Origin of the sequence: Bradyrhizobium sp. B025 (assembly GCF_042257955.1) — a bacterium.
Classification (GTDB): domain Bacteria; phylum Pseudomonadota; class Alphaproteobacteria; order Rhizobiales; family Xanthobacteraceae; genus Bradyrhizobium; species Bradyrhizobium diazoefficiens.
Genome location: NZ_CP170150.1, coordinates 8,402,630 through 8,419,583 on the forward strand (window position 1 = coordinate 8,402,630; position 16,954 = coordinate 8,419,583).

General features: G+C 65.4%; 15 protein-coding genes. 10 read left to right on the plus strand and 5 right to left on the minus strand.

Features of this window, described 5'->3' with window-relative positions:
- Positions 1–136: 136 nt before the first annotated feature.
- The gene (locus ACE10W_RS39850) at positions 137–580 is read left to right on the plus strand and encodes a MarR family winged helix-turn-helix transcriptional regulator (protein ID WP_018643508.1); all 444 of its coding nucleotides are present in this window, start codon (positions 137–139) and stop codon (positions 578–580) included.
- A gap of 314 nt (positions 581–894) precedes the next feature.
- Here the strand turns inward: ACE10W_RS39850 and secA are convergent, their stop codons facing one another.
- Positions 895–3,735 carry a preprotein translocase subunit SecA gene (gene secA / locus ACE10W_RS39855; protein ID WP_161532601.1) on the minus strand — a complete coding sequence of 947 codons (2,841 nt, stop codon included), beginning with the start codon at positions 3,733–3,735 and terminating at the stop codon, positions 895–897.
- 353 nt (positions 3,736–4,088) lie between these two features.
- On the opposite strand from secA, the gene ACE10W_RS39860 reads away from it, so the two are divergent.
- From ACE10W_RS39860 to ACE10W_RS39870, 3 genes are all read left to right on the plus strand, one after another.
- Entirely contained in the window at positions 4,089–5,012 is a 924-nt protein-coding gene (locus ACE10W_RS39860; protein WP_304549330.1) for a peptidylprolyl isomerase, read from the plus strand.
- A gap of 102 nt (positions 5,013–5,114) precedes the next feature.
- Entirely contained in the window at positions 5,115–6,356 is a 1,242-nt protein-coding gene (gene argJ / locus ACE10W_RS39865) for a bifunctional glutamate N-acetyltransferase/amino-acid acetyltransferase ArgJ (RefSeq protein WP_304549332.1), read from the plus strand.
- A gap of 5 nt (positions 6,357–6,361) precedes the next feature.
- Positions 6,362–6,772, plus strand: coding sequence for a (deoxy)nucleoside triphosphate pyrophosphohydrolase (locus ACE10W_RS39870; protein WP_028175803.1), 411 nt, complete (start codon positions 6,362–6,364; stop codon positions 6,770–6,772).
- A gap of 116 nt (positions 6,773–6,888) precedes the next feature.
- Here ACE10W_RS39870 and ACE10W_RS39875 read toward each other — a convergent pair whose 3' ends face one another.
- The gene (locus tag ACE10W_RS39875) at positions 6,889–7,737 is read right to left on the minus strand and encodes a methyltransferase domain-containing protein (protein WP_304549334.1); all 849 of its coding nucleotides are present in this window, start codon (positions 7,735–7,737) and stop codon (positions 6,889–6,891) included.
- 139 nt (positions 7,738–7,876) lie between these two features.
- Here ACE10W_RS39875 and ACE10W_RS39880 point away from each other — a divergent pair, with 139 nt between their 5' ends.
- Genes ACE10W_RS39880 through ACE10W_RS39895 form a run of 4 tightly spaced genes read left to right on the plus strand, consistent with a single transcriptional unit; the run spans position 7,877 to position 10,351 of the window.
- The gene (locus tag ACE10W_RS39880) at positions 7,877–8,674 is read left to right on the plus strand and encodes a ComF family protein (RefSeq protein WP_304549336.1); all 798 of its coding nucleotides are present in this window, start codon (positions 7,877–7,879) and stop codon (positions 8,672–8,674) included.
- 47 nt (positions 8,675–8,721) lie between these two features.
- The gene (grxC, locus tag ACE10W_RS39885) at positions 8,722–8,997 is read left to right on the plus strand and encodes a glutaredoxin 3 (RefSeq protein ID WP_028175800.1); all 276 of its coding nucleotides are present in this window, start codon (positions 8,722–8,724) and stop codon (positions 8,995–8,997) included.
- Positions 8,994–9,872, plus strand: a complete 879-nt coding sequence (locus tag ACE10W_RS39890; RefSeq protein ID WP_060909843.1) for a carbon-nitrogen hydrolase family protein — start codon at positions 8,994–8,996, stop codon at positions 9,870–9,872. Before grxC ends, ACE10W_RS39890 begins: the two co-directional genes overlap by 4 nt.
- Entirely contained in the window at positions 9,869–10,351 is a 483-nt protein-coding gene (locus ACE10W_RS39895) for a DUF1178 family protein (protein WP_375762490.1), read from the plus strand. Before ACE10W_RS39890 ends, ACE10W_RS39895 begins: the two co-directional genes overlap by 4 nt.
- A gap of 139 nt (positions 10,352–10,490) precedes the next feature.
- On the opposite strand, the gene ACE10W_RS39900 is transcribed toward ACE10W_RS39895, so the two are convergent.
- From ACE10W_RS39900 to ACE10W_RS39910, 3 genes are all read right to left on the minus strand, one after another.
- Complete coding sequence (locus ACE10W_RS39900; RefSeq protein WP_375762491.1) at positions 10,491–11,390, minus strand: EamA family transporter; 900 nt, start codon at positions 11,388–11,390, stop codon at positions 10,491–10,493.
- 278 nt (positions 11,391–11,668) lie between these two features.
- On the minus strand, positions 11,669–12,436 hold the full coding sequence (ubiG, locus tag ACE10W_RS39905; RefSeq protein ID WP_038966657.1) for a bifunctional 2-polyprenyl-6-hydroxyphenol methylase/3-demethylubiquinol 3-O-methyltransferase UbiG: 768 nt from the start codon (positions 12,434–12,436) through the stop codon (positions 11,669–11,671).
- Positions 12,437–12,450: 14 nt separating this feature from the next.
- Positions 12,451–12,918: a PH domain-containing protein gene (locus ACE10W_RS39910; protein ID WP_011083047.1), complete on the minus strand. Its 468-nt coding sequence runs from the start codon at positions 12,916–12,918 to the stop codon at positions 12,451–12,453.
- Between the two features lie 175 nt (positions 12,919–13,093).
- Here ACE10W_RS39910 and ACE10W_RS39915 point away from each other — a divergent pair, with 175 nt between their 5' ends.
- Together ACE10W_RS39915 and ptsP are read left to right on the plus strand one after the other, a co-directional pair.
- Complete coding sequence (locus tag ACE10W_RS39915) at positions 13,094–14,350, plus strand: aspartate kinase (RefSeq protein WP_011083048.1); 1,257 nt, start codon at positions 13,094–13,096, stop codon at positions 14,348–14,350.
- A gap of 288 nt (positions 14,351–14,638) precedes the next feature.
- The gene (gene ptsP, locus ACE10W_RS39920) at positions 14,639–16,906 is read left to right on the plus strand and encodes a phosphoenolpyruvate--protein phosphotransferase (RefSeq protein WP_060909840.1); all 2,268 of its coding nucleotides are present in this window, start codon (positions 14,639–14,641) and stop codon (positions 16,904–16,906) included.
- The last annotated feature ends 48 nt before the right edge of the window (positions 16,907–16,954 follow it).

The following is a 16,954-nucleotide window of genomic DNA, read 5'->3' on the forward strand; positions in this document are numbered from 1 at the left end:
GCGGCCGCGGCTTCCGCCCTTTTGTTGGGCAATGATCCTATTTTGAAAATATTGAATATTCAAGAATTGAAGTGCATATAGATGCAGCATTGATTGCAAGACATTCACTCATTTGGGTCAAGACGAAGTCTTAGCCGTGGCAAAACCGTCGAAAGAAAACACTCCGATCACCGAACATCTCGCCTACCTGCTCGCGCAAGCCAACCGGGAGATCAACCGGCAGCTGGAACTGCGCTTGAGCAAGGAAGGTGTTCCCGTCGAGCAATGGCGCATCCTGAAAGTGCTGTCGGATGGCAACGGCCATTCGATGGGCGAGCTTGCGGACGCCGTGCTGCTCAACCATCCGACGCTGACCAAGATGATCGACCGCATGGTCTCCGACACGCTGGTCTATCGCGTGCAGGACCCGAACGACCGCCGCAAGGTGCTGATGTTCATCTCCGACCGCGGCAAGGTGCTGTGCAAGAAGCTCAACTCGCTCGCGGTGGACCAGGAGGAGCACATCCTGGAAAGCTACGGCGACAAGTCGACGAGCGAATTGAAGCGGCTGTTGGAGAGCTTGATCGACAGCTCGAATTGAGCTCGTCGTTTCGGACGCGATTTCTCAACCCACGTCGTCCTGGACAAGTGCAGCTCGCGACAACGCGCAGCGTTGTCTCGAGCGGAGCGCTGATCCAGGACCCATTACCCCAGGATTGGGTTTGACGAAGACTGCTAGTTGCGCTTCTTCGCGCGGTACAACGACTGCATGCTCTCGATAGATTCCGCGGTATGGATCCCGGCCTTCGCCGGGATGACGACGGGATGTGCTGCAGCGGTGTCGCGCTTAACTAGCGCCGCGGCGTACTGGATGCCGCCCCGCTTTCGCGGGGGCATGACAGTGGGGCCTAGCGGTTACGCATACCGCCCGTGGCAGTGCTTGTACTTCTTGCCCGAGCCGCACGGGCAATCCTCGTTGCGGCCGATCTTGCCCCAGGATGCCGGGTTCTTCGGATCGCGCTGGGCGGCGTCGGAGGCCGGCGCGCCGAGCGTGACGCTGGCGAGCGCCATCTCGTCCTCGCCGGTGTTCGGGTCGAACTTGTGCGCTTCCATCGGCGGCAGCACGGGCGCTTCCTGCTCCGGCGGGACGATCTCGACCCGCATCAGCTGCGCGGTGACGGCCTCGCGCAGGTGCGCGCTCATCTCCTGGAAGAGATTGAAGGCCTCGGTCTTGTACTCCTGCAGCGGATCGCGCTGGCCGTAGCCGCGCAGGCCGATGACCTGGCGCAGATGGTCGAGCATGATCAGGTGCTCGCGCCAGAGATGGTCGAGCGTCTGGAGCAGAATGGTCTTCTCGACGTAACGCATCACGTCGGGGCCCCACTGCCCGACCTTGGCGGCCATGTGCTCGTCGGCGCGGTTCTCGATGCGGTTGAGCAACTCCTCGTCGGCGATGCCCTCTTCCTTGGCCCAGTCGTCGACCGGCAGGTCGAGATCGAGCACGCGCTTCAGCTCTTCCTTCAGGCCGGCAACGTCCCACTGCTCGGCATAGGCATGCTCGGGCACGTGCTTGGCGACGAGGTCGTCGATGAAGGCATGGCGCATGTCGGTAACGGTCTCGGCGACGCTGTCGTCCTTCATCAGGTCGACGCGCTGGTCGAAGATCACCTTGCGCTGGTCGTTCTGGACGTTGTCGAACTTGAGCAGGTTCTTGCGGATGTCGAAGTTGCGGGCCTCGACCTTCTGCTGCGCCTTCTCCAGGGCCTTGTTGATCCAGGGATGGATGATGGCCTCGCCCTCTTGCAGGCCGAGACGCTGGAGCATGCTGTCGAGGCGATCCGAGCCGAAGATGCGCATCAGATCGTCTTCCAGCGACAGGAAGAACTTCGAGCGGCCGGGGTCGCCCTGACGGCCGGATCGGCCGCGCAGCTGGTTGTCGATGCGGCGGGATTCGTGACGCTCGGAGCCGATGATGTAGAGACCGCCCGGCTTCGTCACGGTCTTGGCGGGCTTGGAACCCTTCGCCGGCTCGATCTCGACGATCTCCTCGGCCTTCAGCACGATCTCGCGGAAGCGCTCGACGTCGGCCTTGATCTGCTCGATCTTCCTGGCCTTCTCGGCCTCGTCCTCGATGCCCGCGGTTTCCTTCGGGACGCGCATCTCGAGCGAGCCGCCGAGCTTGATGTCGGTGCCGCGGCCGGCCATGTTGGTCGCGATCGTGATCGCGCCGGGCACGCCGGCTTCCGCGACGATATAGGCTTCCTGCTCGTGGAAGCGCGCGTTCAGGACCGCGAACAGCTTCGACGGCTTGCCGGCACGGGCCGCCGCATAGAGCTTGTCGAGCGCGTTCTCCTTGCCGAAATCGATCTGCTTGTAGCCGTTCGACTTGAGGAACTCGGCGAGCACCTCCGACTTCTCGATCGACGCCGTGCCGACCAGCACGGGCTGGAGCCGCGCGTTCGCCCGCTCGATCTCGGCGAGAATGGCGGCGTATTTTTCCTTCTGCGTGCGGTAGACCTCGTCGTCCTCGTCGAGACGCGCGACCGACAGGTTGGTCGGGATCTCCACGACCTCGAGCTTGTAGATGTCGAACAGTTCGTCCGCTTCGGTCGCGGCGGTGCCGGTCATGCCCGCAAGCTTCTCGTACATGCGGAAGTAGTTCTGGAAGGTGATCGAGGCCAGCGTCTGGTTCTCGGGCTGGACCTGGACGTGCTCCTTGGCCTCGAGCGCCTGGTGCAGGCCTTCCGAATAGCGCCGGCCCGGCATCATGCGGCCGGTGAACTCGTCGATGATGACGACCTCGTCGTCGCGGACGATGTAGTCCTTGTCACGGGTGAACAGCGTGTGGGCGCGCAGGGCCTGGTTGATGTGGTGCACGACGGAGACGTTCTCGACGTCGTAGAGCGACTCGCCCTTGAGCTGGCCGGCGTCGCGCAGCAGGGTTTCGATCTTCTCCATGCCGGCTTCGGTGAGCGTCACCGTGCGCTGCTTCTCGTCGACGTCGTAGTCGGTCTTGTCGAGCTTGGGCAGGAAGCCGTCGATGGTGTTGTAGAAGTCGGAGCGGTCGTCGAGCGGGCCGGAGATGATCAGCGGCGTGCGCGCTTCGTCGATCAGGATGGAGTCGACTTCGTCGACGATGGCGAAGAAGTGCGGCCGCTGGACCATGTCCTCGAGCCGGTACTTCATATTGTCGCGCAGATAGTCGAAGCCGTATTCGTTGTTGGTGCCGTAGGTGATGTCGCAGGCATAGGCCGTCTTGCGCTCGGCATCGTCGAGACCGTGGACGATCACGCCCGTGGTCATGCCGAGGAAGCCGTAGATCTGGCCCATCCAGCCGGAGTCGCGGCGGGCGAGGTAGTCGTTGACGGTGACGACGTGGACGCCCTTGCCGGCGAGCGCGTTGAGATAGACCGCAAGCGTCGCCACCAGCGTCTTGCCTTCGCCGGTCTTCATCTCGGCGATGTCGCCCTCGTGCAGCACCATGCCGCCGATCAGCTGGACGTCGAAATGGCGCTGGCCGAGCGTGCGCTTGGCGGCCTCGCGCACGGTCGCGAAGGCCGGCACCAGCAGGTCATCGAGCGTCTTGCCCTCGGCGAGCTGCTTCTTGAAGTCGGCCGTGCGGGCCTTGAGCTCCTCGTCGGAGAGCTTGATGAGCTCGGGCTCCAGCGCGTTGATCGCGTTGACGCGGGACTGATATCCCTTCACCCGCCGGTCGTTGGCGGAGCCGAAAAACTTGCGGGCGAGCGCGCCGATCATGCCTAGTTCCTGTGTTCGCGATTTAACCGCGTTGCAGCCAAGAAGTTGTCCCCCGCCTGCCTATCAACTCACCGTGACGCTGATGGCGCCAGAGCCCGGACTGCGGGGGGTCATCCGCCATATGGGTGGGAATTGGGCAAGTCTGGGTTCAACGGCCAAAAACGCAGCAAAATAAACGCCATCGCCATGGTCGCGACCGGGCAGAGATATGGCCCGGTCAGGGCCTTGTCAACGGCGGGCGCATTGCGGCTAATTCATCATTTTGACAGACTTTTCGCGTTGCCAAGCCCCCCTGAATTGGGCGAGTGTCCGCCCCGCTCGAGCAGCCCCCTGCTTCAACAAAAGGATTTTCCATGACCACCTCGTTCCCGGTAACCAAAACCGGCCTGCGCTTCGGCCTTGCCACCGCCCTCGTGGGCTGCCTTGCGCTGGCGCTGATCGCGGGTCCCGGCCGGGCTGCCGACGATCCGGTCCTGGCGAAGGTCAATGGCGCGGAAATCAAGAAGAGCGACGTCGCCATGGCCGAGGAGGAACTCGGGCCGAGCCTCGCCCAGATGGACCCGGCGACCAAGGACGAGAACGTCCTGTCCTTCCTGATCGACATGAAGATCGTGTCCAAGGCCGCCGAGGACAAGAAGGTCGCCGACAGCGAGGAGTTCAAGAAGCGCCTGGCGTTCGCCCGCAACCGCCTCCTGATGGACAGCCTGCTCGCCAACGAGGGCAAGGCCGCCACCACCCCCGACGCCATGAAGAAGGTCTACGAGGAGGCCTCCAAGCAGATCACCGGCGAGCAGGAGGTGCGCGCCCGCCACATTCTGGTCGAGACCGAGGACGAGGCCAAGGCGGTGAAGACCGAGCTGGACAAGGGCGCCGATTTCGCCGAACTCGCCAAGAAGAAGTCCAAGGATCCGGGCTCCGCCGACGGCGGCGACCTCGGCTTCTTCACCAAGGAGCAGATGGTGCCGGAATTCTCGGCGGTGGCCTTCGCGCTGGAGCCGGGCAAGATCTCCGACCCCGTGAAGTCGCAGTTCGGCTGGCACATCATCAAGGTCGAGGAAAAGCGCAACCGCAAGGCGCCGGACTTCGAGCAGGTCAAGGCCCAGATCGAGCAATACGTCACCCGCAAGGCCCAGGCCGACTACGTCGCCAAGCTGCGCACGGAAGCCAAGGTCGAGCGGCTGGACCAGCCCGCCGCGGACGCCAAGCCGGCCGACGCGGCCAAGCCTTCCGATGCGAAGCCCTCCGACAGCAAGATGGCGCCCCCTGCGAAGAAGTAAGAATTCGCTGTCACTTCGCGGACGCCAATAGTATCTAACGTCGCAATGGCCGGGCAAATGCCCGGCCATCTGCATATCCAGACCCCACCAAGGCGCCCCGCGATGTCCTCCTCCGTCTCTCCCCTCGCTCCCAAGACTGTTCCCGACATGCCCGTGATCGCGGGCGTCCGCCTTGCGACGGCCGAGGCCGGCATCCGCTACAAGAACCGCACCGACGTGCTTCTGGCGGTGATGGACAAGGGCACTGCGGTCGCCGGCGTCTTCACCAAGTCGAAATGCCCGTCCGCGCCGGTGGAATGGTGCCGCGCCAAGCTGAAGGGCGGCAAGGCGCGCGCCCTCGTCGTCAATTCCGGCAATGCCAACGCCTTCACCGGCAAGACCGGCCGCAGTTCCACCGCGCTGACCGCCAAGATCGCGGCCAAGGCCGTCGGGTGCAGCGAGAGCGAGATTTTCCTGGCCTCGACCGGCGTGATCGGCGAGCCGCTGGACGCGACCAAGTTCGACGGCGTTTTGGGCCGACTGGCCGAGACCGCCGAGCCCGGCGACTATCTCGCCGCGGCCAAGGCGATCATGACCACCGACACCTTCCCCAAGGTCGCGACCGCGACCGTCAAGCTCGGCAAGGCCAAGGTCACCATCAACGGCATGGCCAAGGGCGCCGGCATGATCGCGCCCGATATGGCGACGATGCTGTCGTTCGTCTTCACCGACGCGCCGATCGCGCCGGCCGCCCTGCAAGCGTTGCTCAAGAGCGGCGTCGAGGACACCTTCAACGCGGTGACGATCGACGGCGACACCTCGACCTCGGACACGCTGCTGGCCTTCGCGACGGGCACCGCCGCCGAGCACGGCGCGCCCAAAATCAGCCGCGCCAGCGACCCCAGGCTGAAGGCCTTCGTCAAGGCCTTCAACCAGGTGCTCGCCAACCTCGCCGAGCAGGTCGCCCGCGACGGCGAAGGCGCGCGCAAGCTGGTCGAGATCACCGTCGAAGGCGCCAAGACCAAGGCGTCGGCGCGCAAGATCGCGATGTCGATTGCGAATTCGCCGCTGGTGAAGACCGCGATCGCCGGCGAGGACGCCAATTGGGGCCGCGTGGTGATGGCCGTCGGCAAGGCCGGCGAGCCGGCCGACCGCGACAAGCTCTCGATCTCCTTCAACGGCATCCGCGTCGCCAGGAGCGGCGCGCGCGATCCCGACTACGACGAAGCGCAGGTATCGGAGGCGATGAAGGCGCCGGAGATCGCTATCAAGGTCTCGCTCGGCCTCGGCAAGGGCCGCGACCGCGTCATGACCTGCGACCTCACCAAGGAGTATGTCGCGATCAACGGGGATTACAGGTCGTAGTCTCCATGACCCCTCTCAAGCTCACACTGGTGGTGGCCTGCGCGCTTGTCGACGCCGACAAGCGCGTCCTGATCGCGCAGCGCCCCGAGGGCAAGGCGCTGGCCGGCCTCTGGGAATTTCCCGGCGGCAAACTCGAGCCCGGCGAGCGGCCGGAGCAGAGCCTGATCCGCGAGCTGCATGAAGAGCTCGGCATTACCGTCGCCGAGCCGTGCCTGGCGCCGCTAACCTTTGCGAGCTACGGCTACGAGACCTTCCACCTGTTGATGCCGCTCTACATCTGCCGGCGCTGGGAGGGGATGGTCACCGCACGCGAAGGCCAGACCCTCGCCTGGGTCCGTGCCAACAAGCTGCGCGACTACCCGATGCCGCCCGCGGACATTCCATTGATCCCGCATTTGATTGATTTGCTGATGTGAAGCCGGACCTCATCCTGAGGGGACCGCGTTCGCGGTCGTCTCGAAGGATGGCCACACGGCAAGAGCGGGGCCTGCATGGTTCGAGACGGCGCTTACGCGCCTCCTCACCATGAGGATCACTCTTCCCCCGCCTTCTTCACTGCCTCCGCGAGGCTCGCCTTGGCCGACCCCGGCTTGAGCGGCTGCTGCTGGCTCGCATGCGGGGCCCAGCCTGAGAGCCAGATGATGTCGAATGTCGCGCGGATGCGGCCGTCGGAATCGGCAAAGCGTTCGGCATAGATCTCGGCCATCCGCAGCAGCGTCGCGCGCCGGCTCGGCGTGCGGCGGCGTTCGATCAATACATTGGCCGCGCCCATGCGCCTGATATCCTGCATCAGCGCGAAGGCGTTGGCGTAGCGCACCACGACACGGTCGACGTCTGTGACCGGCAGCGCAAAGCCCGCGCGCTGCAACAGCGCGCCGATGTCGCGCAGATCGGCGAACGGCGCGACGCGCGGCGACACGCCGCCTTCGCATTCGGCTTCGGCGGCAGCAAAGGCCTGGCGCAGCTCGGTGAGGCTGTCGCCGCCGATCATCGCGGCCAGCAGCAAGCCATCCGGCTTCAACGCGCGCCGGACCTGCGCCAGCACGCCCGGCAGGTCGTTGACGAATTGCAGCGCCAGTGCCGAGACGACGAGATCGAGGCTCTCGGGCGTGAAGGGCAGCTTCTCCTCGCCGGTTTCGCCAAGTGCAATCCGCTGAAGTGACGGCAGCCGCGCGCGCAGGACCGCGAGGCCTTCACCGGGCGTCCAGAGATCGGCCGGAGCGTGAAACTCCCGCATCACCGCGGCGAGCCGGTCGGACATGTCCTCGGTCACCTGATCGAGCAGGAAGCTCACGGCGCCTTGCGCGTGCGCACGGCGCTGCCGCGCGTGCAGCAAGGCCCGATCGAACAGGGCGGGCGGGGTTTGCACGTTCTGAGCCATGCCGCTGGTTACGCCGATCCAAGTCGTTCTGGCAACCGTGTCCCGGACGCAGTGCGGCACCAAGTGACGCGCCGCGCTGCGTCCGGGGCACGAGACCGAGCCGCTTGAGCGGATTGTCGCAGAGCGCTAGCCTTCCCGGATGGAAGCCGACGCCGCTCCTTCCCGTTCGATCGCGGCCCCTCTGCGTGCCGCATGGACGGCCGGTCGTCACGCGCTGGCGCGCGCGGCACGGCTCGCGCTCGACATTGCGCTGCCGACCTTGTGCGTGTCCTGCCGCGAGCCGGTGGATGGCGAGGGCGTGTGCGCGGCCTGCTGGGCGCGGCTGTCATTCATCGAACGGCCCTATTGCCCGCGGCTCGGCATCCCCTTTGTCTACGATCCCGGCCCCGACATGCTGTCGATGGAGGCGATCGCGAGTCCGCCGGCCTACCAGCGGGCGCGCGCAGCGGTGCGCTATGACGACGTCGCACGCACGCTGGTGCATGCGCTGAAATACCAGGACCGCACCGATCTGGCGCCGGCGATGGGCCGCTGGATGGCGCGCGCGGGCGGCGAGCTGCTCACCGGGGCCGACATGCTGATCCCCGTTCCCCTGCACTGGCGACGCGCCTGGCGCCGCCGCTACAACCAGTCCGGGGCGCTGGCGCGAAGCATCGAGCGGCAAAGCGGAGTGAAAGTGCGGGGCGAGGTGCTGCGCCGGGTGCGCGCCACCGAGCAGCAGATCGGCCTGTCGCGGGCCCAGCGCGCCACCAATGTGCAGGGCGCATTCCAGGTATCTCCCGACCGTCAGGCCGAGGTGCAGGGCCGCCGCATCGTCCTGATCGACGACGTCCTGACGTCAGGGGCGACGCTGGATGCCTGCGCCCGTGCCTTGCTGCGCGCCAAAGCGGCCCAGGTGGACGTGCTGGTCTTTGCCCGGGTTGTGGAGGTCAGGTGAAGTCCCATATAATTCAATGAATTCATGACATGAGAGCGCCAGACAAGATGACCGCCGCTGTCGAGATCTACACCAGACCAGGCTGCGGCTATTGTTCCGCGGCCAAATCGCTGCTGACCCGCAAGAAGGCGACCTTCACGGAATTCGACGTCGCCAGGAACCCGTCCTGGCGCGACGAGATGTACGACCGCGCCGGCGAGGGCTCGACCTTCCCGCAGATCTGGATCGGCGGTAGCCATGTCGGCGGCTGCGACGACCTCTACGCCCTCGACCGCGAGGGCAAGCTCGACGGCATGCTCGAAAGCGTGAAGGCCGAATCATGAGCGACAACAGGACCTTCACCGCCGCGATGGTGCAGATGCGCACCGGCCTGATGCCCGAGCCCAGCCTCGCGCAGGCTACCAGGCTGATCCGGCAGGCAGCGGCCAACGGCGCCGACTACGTGCAGACGCCCGAAGTCAGCAACATGATGCAGCTCAACCGCAAGGCGCTGTTCGAGCACCTCCAGAGCGAAGAGAACGACGCCTCGCTGAAGGCTTATCGCGCGCTCGCGGCGGAGCTGAAGATCCACATCCATGTCGGCTCGCTGGCATTGCGGTTCTCGGACGAAAAAGCCGTCAATCGCTCGTTCCTGATCGGGCCCGAGGGCAATGTGCTCGCGAGCTACGACAAGATCCACATGTTCGACATCGAGCTGCCGGACGGCGAGAGCTATCGCGAATCCGCCAATTACCAGCCGGGCGAGACCGCCGTGATCTCCGACCTGCCCTGGGGCCGGGTCGGGCTGACGATCTGCTACGACGTGCGCTTCCCCGCGCTCTACCGTGCGCTGGCCGAGAGCGGCGCATATTTCATCACGGTGCCGTCGGCCTTCACGCGCAAGACCGGCGAAGCGCACTGGCACGTGCTGCTGCGTTCGCGCGCGATCGAGACCGGCTGTTTCGTGTTCGCCGCAGCGCAGGCCGGCCTGCACGAGAACAAGCGCGAGACCTATGGCCACTCGTTGATCATCGACCCCTGGGGCGAGATCCTCGCCGAGGGCGATGTCGAGCCCGGCATCATCATGGCCACGATCGATCCCGCCAAGGTCGAGACCGCGCGCCGGGCGATCCCTTCGCTCCAGCACGGCCGCCGCTTCGGCGTCGCCGACCCCAAGGCCGGGCCGGATCATCTGCATCTGGTGCGGGGATCGGCATGATTCGCTACGCGCTTCACTGCGACCGCAACCACGCATTCGAAAGCTGGTTCCAGAGCTCGTCGGCCTACGATTCGCAGGTGAAGCGCAAGCTCGTGACCTGTCCGATCTGCGGCTCGGCCAAGGTCGAGAAGGCGATCATGGCCCCGCGCATCGTCGGCAAGAAGGGCCGCGGGCCGGCCACGCCTCCGCCGGAGCCCGCTTCAACACCCGTGCCCGAGGCTGCGCCGTCAGGACCGACCTCGCTGCTGATGGCGCAGGGGCGCGAGCTGCGCGCCAAGATCAAGGAGCTCCGCGACCACATCGTGAAGAACGCCGACAATGTCGGCGAGCGCTTTGCGAACGAAGCCCGCGCGATGCACTACGGCGACAAGGAGCATCGGCCGATCTACGGCGAGGCCTCGCCCGACGAGGCCAAGTCGCTGATCGACGAAGGCATCGAAGTCTCGCCGCTGCCGACGCTGCCGGAAGACAGGAATTGACGCGCGAAGCGCGTCATCCCCCGATGGTCCGAAGGACCAGACCTCAGATGCGCAATTGCGCATCGGGGGATCTCGAGATTCTCAGGAGCGCAATTGCGCTCCATAGTTCGCCCTTCGGGCGCCCCGGAATGACAGTCAACTACGCCCCCACCAACACCGCCACGCCGACCACGATCAGCGCGATGCCAAAGATCTCGCGTGGCGCGATCGGCTGCTTGAACGAGTAGTACGCCACGCCTTGTGCGAACAGCACCTCGATGAGGGCGAGCGTGCGGACATTCGCGGCCGCGGTCAGCGCGAACGCCAGGAACCAGAACTGCGAGGAGAAGGCGCCCATGAAGCCGGCGAACAGCGACGGCTTCCACAGGCCAAGGATCGCCTGCAGTATCTTGGGCGCGCGCCAAAGCAGGTAGATCGTCAGAATCAGAGTCTGCACGAACAGGCCCAGCACCAGCGTGAAGGACGCCGCCGTTACGAAAGACACGTTCGGCACCGTGATGATGGCGCCGCGGAAGCCGACCGCGGACAGCGCGAATGCCGCGGCCGCCACAAGCCCCAGAATGGTCGGCTTCAGCTCGGCAAAGCTTTTCTCACCGCCGGGCCGCAGCGCCGTGATGACGACGCCGACGGTCGCAACCACGATCGCCAGTACCTTCAGCAAGGTGAGATGATCGCCGAGGAAGACGAAGCCGAAGATCGCGGTCTGGATCGCCTCGGTCTTGAGGTATGCCGTCGTCACCGCGAAGGAGCGATCGTTCATCGCCAGCAGCATCAACCCGGTGCCGACGATCTGGCTGAGCGCACCGAGCAGCAGCCACGGCCAGAACACCGACGGCGGCATGCCGAGATGATCGCCTGTCGCGACCAGCACGACGCCAAGAAACAGCAGCGAGAACGGAAAGCCGAACAGGAAGCGGATATTGGTCGCGCCCCACGTCCCCAGCGGCTTCGTCAGCGACCGCTGCATCGCATTGCGCGCGACCTGCCCGAGCGCGGCAATGACGGTGAAGGGAATCCAGAGGCTGGTGATGGTGAGCATGGGGGTGGGTGGGGATGGTGTGGCGGGAGAGGATTTGCAGCCAACCTGCCGCTAGCAGCAAAGCAGGTCAATCACAGGGATGTCATGGGTGCGATGCTCTCGCTACAAACGCCGATGTCGTCCCGGCGAAGGCCGGGACCCATAGCCACTTGATTTGGTTTGGCGAAGATTCGTGGTGACGAGCTTCGCGCTGCAACTTCTCCTGGGGGTATGGGTCCCGCCCTTCGCCGGGACGACACCGTGGGTGTGGATGCAGCTGGGCCGCCACGAACAGCCCCTCACACCATCCCTTCCGCCACCACCATGTAGTTCACGTCCATGTCGGAGGAGAGGGTCCACTTGTCGGCGAAGGGTGAGTAGACGACGCCGGTCTGCTCGGTGATGACGAGGCGGTTGTCGAGCAGGTATTTCGTCAGCTCGTCGGGGGTGACGAACTTGTTCCATTCGTGGGTGCCGCGCGGCAGCCAGCGCAGCACGTATTCGGCGCCGACGATGGCGAGCGCAAAGCTCTTCCAGTTCCGGTTCAGCGTCGAGACCACCATCAGCCCGTTGGGCTTGAGCATCGCGGCGCAGCGCTTCAGGAAAACGCCGACGTCGACGACGTGCTCGACCACCTCCATCGCCAGCACGATGTCGAAGCGCTCGCGCGGGTCGATCTCCTCCACCGTGGTGCAGCGGTAGTCGATCGCAAGATGGCTCTTGTCGGCATGCAGTTTTGCGGCCGCAATATTGCTCTGCGAGGGATCGACGCCGATGACCTGGGCCCCTAGCCGTGACAGCGGCTCGCAAAGCAGGCCGGCGCCGCAACCGATGTCGAGCACGCGCAGGCCGCCGAGGCAGTTGAGGCTGCGCACGTTGCGCTCGAACTTGCGGCAGGCCGCGTCGCGGATATAGCCGAGCCGCAACGGGTTGATCCGGTGCAGCGGCGCCATCTTGCCCTTGGGGTCCCACCACTCCGCGGAGAGTTTCGAGAATTTCGCGATCTCGGCGGCGTCGACGGTCGAGCCCGGCTGGGCAGTTGCGGAAGTATTTTGCTGCATGCTCATGGTTACGCGCGGTCCTACCGCGTGGTGATCGAACTACGGAAGGCGAGCGGCGAGGCGATGGTCCTGATCGTCTCGATCCCCTCGCCGACACCGCGAATGGTCACGTCGCCGTAGTTGAGAATACGTCCAAGAATCGTCTGATCGACGTCGACGCTCTCGACCTTGTCCAGCGCCATCTCGAAGGTGCGGCGCTTGATGAACCCGGTCTTGTGCACAACCCTGAGGTTGGTGACGTCGGTCTCGGTGGTGAAGCGATGGAACCAGCCCTTCACGGTCCAGTACAGGGCGGCCAGCGCCACCAGGCCGGAGCCGAACAGGGACAGGATCATCACGCTGTAGATGTCGCTCTGCCGGGACAGGGCGAACAGGGCCAGGGCCACGATCCAGGCCACGATGGCCGGGAAATAGAAGATCCAGTGCGCATTGGTCGAATACAGCACCCGCTCGCCCGGTTGCAGGATCTCGTCGATGTAACGCGCCATGATCTCGGTTAACCCATTACCCCCAGGCCAGACTTCAAGCCAGACCTCGAGCCTGCCCCCGCAGGAACCCGCTTGCCCCCGGCCCCGCCGCTATGTATACGCGCGGTCGGTGTCCGCGAGGCCCGTCCAGTGCGGGTCACCATACTGATCCTTATGAGGGAATGCACGCGTCGTCATGAGCCGCCTCGTGATGAAATTCGGCGGCACATCCGTCGCCAACATCGAACGCATCCGCAACGTCGCACGCCATGTGAAGCGTGAGGTCGACGCCGGCCACGAAGTGGCCGTGGTCGTCTCGGCGATGTCGGGCAAAACCAACGAGCTGGTGGCTTGGTGCACCGAGGCCTCGCCGATGCACGATGCGCGCGAATACGACGCCGTCGTCGCCTCCGGCGAACAGGTGACCTCCGGCCTCCTCGCCATCGTGCTCCAGAGCATGGGCATCCAGGCCCGCTCCTGGCAGGGCTGGCAGATCCCGATCAAGACCAGCGACGCCCATGCCTCGGCCCGGATCGAGGACATCGACGGCAGCGAGATCATCAAGCGCTTTAGGGATCGCAAGGAAGTCGCCGTCATCGCCGGCTTCCAGGGCATCAACCCCGAGACCAACCGCATCACAACGCTCGGCCGCGGCGGCTCCGACACCTCGGCCGTGGCGGTCGCCGCCGCCGTCAAGGCCGACCGCTGCGACATCTACACCGACGTCGACGGGGTCTACACCACCGACCCGCGAATCGTGCCGAAGGCCAAGAGGCTCGGCAAGATCGCGTTCGAAGACATGCTGGAACTGGCCTCGCAGGGCGCGAAAGTGCTCCAAGTCCGCTCGGTGGAACTCGGCATGGTCCACAACATGCCGATCTTCGTCCGCTCGAGCTTCGACAAGCCCGAGGATATCGACCCGCATGCCAACCAGCCGCCCGGCACGCTGATCTGCAGCGAGGAGGAGATCATGGAAAGCCACGTCGTCACCGGCATCGCCTTTTCGAAGGACGAGGCCCAGATTTCGGTGCGCCAGATCGAGGACAAGCCGGGCGTCGCCGCGTCGATCTTCGGTCCGCTGGCGGATGCCAACATCAACGTCGACATGATCGTGCAGGGCGTCTCCGAGGACGGCAAGACCACCGACCTCACCTTCACGGTGCCGGCCGCGGACTTCACCCGCGCCAGGGATACGATTACCGCCGCCAAGGGCAAGATCGGCTATGCCCGGCTCGATACAGCCACCGACGTCGCCAAGATATCGGTAATCGGCAGCGGGATGCGCAGCCACGCCGGCGTCGCCGCCCAGGCGTTCTCGGCCCTCGCCGGACGGAATATCAACATCCGGGCCATTACAACCTCCGAGATCAAATTCTCGGTATTGATCGACACCGCCTATACCGAGCTTGCGGTGCGGACCCTGCATACGCTCTACGGCCTCGATCAGGCTTAGGCTAATTTTCTCTTAGCGGTCGCAGCAAACGCGAAGGTGTACACACCTTCGCGTCTGGCAGGCGTTTTGCTTGGCAAAACAAGCCCCAATTCGCTATACGGCGATCAGGGTGGGCTGCCACATACTGTGCCCCAGTTGAGGCGGTGCTGATTCGGCTCAGGCGCCAAATCTGAAGAAGATTTGGACCCGGGCCGGCGCCGGATGAGCAAATTCGTTGTTTTTCTGGATTTTCGGGCGAGCCGCCGGGACCCCCTTTCGGGCCCGGCTGACGGAGGAGACTGAGGGTACATGCGGAGCGCGTCGGGAGGTCCCCGCGTCTTGTTGAGACGGCTCCGCGAAACCATGGCGGAGCAGGTCTCGGCCCAGGAGCGGCTGGACAAGATCGTGGTGCTGATCGCCGCCAACATGGTGGCCGAGGTGTGCTCGGTCTATGTGCTGCGCATCGACAACACGCTCGAGCTCTACGCCACCGAAGGTCTCAACCGCGAGGCAGTGCACCATACCGTGCTCAGCGCCCATGAGGGCTTGGTCGGCCTCGTCGCCAGCGAGGCGACGCCGCTCAATCTGAACGACGCGCAGAGCCATCCGGCCTTCTCGTTCCGCCCGGAGACCGGCGAAGAGATCTACCACTCCTTCCTCGGCGTGCCGATCCTGCGCGCCGGCAACACGCTCGGCGTGCTGGTGGTGCAGAACCGTGCCAAGCGCACCTATGTCGAGGAAGAACTCGAGGCGCTGCAGACCACCGCGATGGTGCTGGCGGAGCTGATCGCCTCCGGCGAATTGTCGGCGCTGGCCCAGCCCGGCCTCGAGCCGGCCGCGCGCCACTCCATGCAGAGGGTCGGCGCGATCCTGTCGGAAGGCATCGCGCTCGGCCATGTCGTGCTGCACGAGCCGCGCGTCGTCATCAAGGACTACATCGCCGAGGACCTGCCGAAGGAAATCAAACGGCTCGACACCGCGCTCGCCAAGCTGCGCGCCGATCTCGACCGCATGCTGGAGCGCGGCGACGTCGCAGAGGGCGGCGAGCACCGCGATGTGCTGGAAGCCTACCGCATGTTTGCCAACGACCAGGGCTGGTCGCACAAGCTGCACGAGGCGGTCGCCACCGGCCTCACCGCGGAAGCCGCCGTCGAGCGCGTGCAGTCCGACACCCGCGCGCGCATGCTGCGCTCGACCGATCCATACCTGCGCGACCGGCTGCATGACCTCGAGGATCTCGGCTACCGCCTGATGCGGCAGCTCGTCGGCCAGGACCACGCGCCGTCACGCGAACAATTGCCCGACAATGCCATCGTCATCGCCCGCGCGATGGGCCCGGCGGCGCTGCTCGACTACGACCGCAAGCGCCTGCGCGGCATCGTGCTGGAGGAAGGCACCGCCAACTCCCACGTCTCGATCGTGGCGCGCGCGCTCGGAATCCCTGCGGTCGGCGAAGTGCCGAACGCGCCCGGTATCGCCGATCCCGGCGACGCCATCATCGTCGACGGCACGTCGGGCTCGATCTATGTGCGCCCCTCGCAGGAGATCGAGGCGGCCTTCGCCGAGCGCGTGCGCTTCCGTGCCCGCCGCCAGGCGCAGTACCTCGCGCTGCGCGACCGGCCCTGCGTCACCAAGGACGGCCAGAAGGTCGAGCTGATGATCAACGCAGGTCTCGCCATCGACCTGCCGCACATCGAGGACACCGGCAGCGCCGGCATCGGCCTGTTCCGCACCGAGCTGCAATTCATGGTCGGCCAGAGCCTACCGCGCACCAGCGACCAGCTCGCGCTCTATCGCACCGTGCTGGATGCGGCGGGCAGCAAGCCCGTCACCTTCCGCACCCTCGACATCGGCGGCGACAAGGCGCTGCCCTATATGGAAGCGGTGATCGAGGAGAATCCGGCGCTCGGCTGGCGCGCGATCCGGCTCGGGCTCGATCGTCCCGGCCTTTTGCGCGGCCAGATCCGCGCGCTGCTACGCGCCGGCGGCGGCCGCGCGCTGCGCATCATGTTCCCGATGATCTCGGAGGTCGCCGAATTCGATTCGGCGAAGGCGCTGGTCGAGCGCGAGCTCACATATCTGCGCCAGCACGGCCACACGCTGCCGGAGCGGATCGACATCGGCACCATGGTCGAGGTGCCGGCGCTGCTGTATCAGCTCGACGAGCTCCTGAAGAAGGTCGATTTCATCTCGGTCGGCTCCAACGATCTGTTCCAGTTCCTGTTCGCGGTCGACCGCGGCAATGCCAAGGTCTCCGAGCGCTTCGACACCATGTCGGCGCCGATCCTGCGCGCGCTCCGCGACATTGCCCGCAAGTCCAATGCGGCGCAGAAGTCGCTGTCGCTCTGCGGCGAGATGGCCTCCAAGCCGATCGGCGCGCTGGCGCTGATCGCGATGGGCTATCGCTCGCTGTCGCTGTCGGCAACCGCGCTCGGCCCGGTCAAGGCGATGGTGATCGATCTCGATGCCAAGAAGGCCGAGGCGATGCTCGGCCCGTTGCTGGATGCGCCAAGCGGCAGCGTCTCGATCCGGCAGAAGCTGACGGAATTTGCCGAGGCCGAAGGCCTGGCCTTGTAGCGGGCCTGTCGCCCGCGTCCCGCCGCCTCGCCGCCTTCCGCCATTTGA